Source organism: Dactylosporangium sp. NPDC000244, from assembly GCF_040300725.1.
GTDB lineage: Bacteria > Actinomycetota > Actinomycetes > Mycobacteriales > Micromonosporaceae > Dactylosporangium.
The window spans coordinates 1-2,207 of record NZ_JBEPEH010000106.1; the positions used below are offsets into that span (position 1 = coordinate 1).

Below are 2,207 nucleotides of genomic sequence, written 5' to 3' on the forward strand. Positions count from 1 at the left end.
CGCGGCAGATCCGCGCAGCCGATCTTTCCTTCAGGCGCGGCTCGGTACGCGAAAGACTCTGCCGTCCAGTGGTCGTCGGCTGGTCCAGGACGAGGCCGTTCCTTCTCGACCGGCGTACGAACCAACTGACGGCGTCGTTCGTAGGAAGCGCCGCTACGCCGGGTCGAGGTTGCGGAACGGCGGTAGCTCGAGCGCCGCGATGAACCGGTCGGTCTTCACCTCAACGAATACGTCGGCGTCCTCGTCGTCTTCGTCGTCCTCCTCGTCGGGGTCAATCTCCGGCTGCTCCTCGTCTTCGGCGAGATACGGCCGCAGGCGCTCCGCCATCGCCGTGCGTTCTGCATCGGTTGCGCCGCCCCGCCAGCCGGCCCACCAGTCGGCCAGGGCGGCGCACTCGCGCTGGACATCGGTCGGTGCCGAGGCCGTTGGCTCGTCGAAGTAGGTGCGGGGTGTGAAGCCGAGGTAGCAGACTCCGGTGCCGGCACCGACCGGCCGGTACGACACGAAGGTCAGGTCACTGTCGTGAATATCAAGGTGCATCCAATGTTCGGATTCCGGCACCTCGATCTCGTCGGAGTCGGCCGGCGCCCACGCCGTACCATCGAACAAGAACGCCGCAAAATATCCCATACGATGATCATTCCACCATCGAACTGGACTGAGGATGGTCTTGGCGACGAAGCAGCCGTCCGCGCCGTCCTTGTATCGCGCATGATCGGCGGCATGAGCGGATGCGGCATGATGTTGTCGTGGCACCTTTCGGGAGAGCAGCGCGGTCCGGTGGCCGGGCGGGAAAGGTTGTGCGCCTCGCCGGTGCCGTGGCACTCGCCGGGCTCATGGGGTTCAAGATGGCCGAGTGGCGGGGACCGGTAGTGGGCCTACTGGCTTTCCTGACGTACGGGTTGTTGCTCGGCCCTGCCGCCCTGTCCATGTCGTGGTTTCGGCGCTGGTCGGCCGACCACATCGTGTTGGACGCGGCTCTTTTCGTGCCGCTGTTGTTCTTCGCCTTGCTGTTGATTCCAGTGCTTTCTTGGTGGGCCGCAGCCCTGGCCTCTGTTGCAACCGGTGCCGTGTTCGTGCCCTTCGCGGTGCGTCGGCGAATCGCCCATCGAGCGTGCGGCGCCACAGGCTGACAATGGTTGACCTCGACGGGTGTGGTGCGGTGCAAGACGGCAATTCGCGCCCGGGCGGGCTTACCGAACGCGCTGGCATCGGCATGGTCGCGAGCCGCCGGGTCAGGTTCCGGAGGCCATGTAGGCGGCGAGGATGTAGTTCGGGTGGCGGTCGAGATTGTTGCGGGCCCGGTCGTACCGCATCGTGGTGCGCGGGTCGGCGTGGCGGGCGGCGATCTGCACGTCGCGGAGGCTGACCCCGGCGTCGAGCATGGTCGTGACGAACGTATGTCTCAGCATGTGAGGGTGCATCCTCGGCATCCGCACGCCGGCCGCCGCGGCCAGGTGTCGGAGGCGACGGGACGCGGCGTGGCGATCCATGCGACCGCCGAGCATGTTGCGCAAGATCGGCCCGTCGACCCGCTCGCCGACGGCGCGTTCGATCGCCCGGGCCACCGCGGGTGGCAGCGGGACGAGGACGACTTTGCAACCTTTGCCACGCACCCGTAGGACGCGGTGGCCGTGTTCTTCGCCGAGGTCGGTGATGTTGGAGCCGCAGGCTTCGAAAATCCGCAGCCCGAGCAGACCCAGCAGGGCTATCAGGGCGAAGTCGTTCGGGTTGACCGACAGCCGGGCGGTGGTGATCAGGGCCTCGAACTGCAGGTGCCCGAGGCCGAGGGTGGGCGACTCGGCGGGGACGGTCGGCCGGCGGACGTAGTCGGCGGGTGAATGCTGCAGGATTCCATCGATGACGCACACGCGGTAGAAGCCGGTCACGATCGACAGTCGGCGGGAGACGGTGGACGGCTGGTAGCAGCGGACGTCCTGCAGCCAGCGGACGTAGCGTTCGATGTCGATCCGGACTGCGGTGAGCGGGTCGAGGTCGTGGTCGGTGCACCAGCGCAGGAAGACGCGCAGGTCGGACTCGCTGTGCTGTCGGGTAAGGCCGCGGTAGCGACCGAGGTAGGCCGCGACCGCGGCCCGCAGGACAAGGTCACCCGGCGACTCGAGGCGGGTGCCGGGGGTAGGAAATGCAGCCATGTATTACGGTGCGTCACCAGCCACGATGAACGCCAGAGCCTCCGCCGCGGCAGA

The 2,207-nt window shown here is 67.2% G+C and carries 3 protein-coding genes; 1 reads left to right on the plus strand and 2 read right to left on the minus strand.

The window, feature by feature from the left end:
* Window positions 1-153: 153 nt before the first annotated feature.
* Window positions 154-756, minus strand: coding sequence for a hypothetical protein (locus tag ABT369_RS57670; protein ID WP_350627228.1), 603 nt, complete (start codon window positions 754-756; stop codon window positions 154-156).
* A 92-nt stretch (window positions 757-848) separates the two neighbouring features.
* On the opposite strand from ABT369_RS57670, the gene ABT369_RS57675 reads away from it, so the two are divergent.
* Window positions 849-1,133 (plus strand): hypothetical protein, encoded by a 285-nt coding sequence (locus ABT369_RS57675; protein ID WP_350627230.1) that lies wholly within the window; start codon window positions 849-851, stop codon window positions 1,131-1,133.
* A gap of 102 nt (window positions 1,134-1,235) precedes the next feature.
* On the opposite strand, the gene ABT369_RS57680 is transcribed toward ABT369_RS57675, so the two are convergent.
* Window positions 1,236-2,153: a tyrosine-type recombinase/integrase gene (locus ABT369_RS57680; RefSeq protein ID WP_350627232.1), complete on the minus strand. Its 918-nt coding sequence runs from the start codon at window positions 2,151-2,153 to the stop codon at window positions 1,236-1,238.
* Window positions 2,154-2,207: the final 54 nt, after the last annotated feature.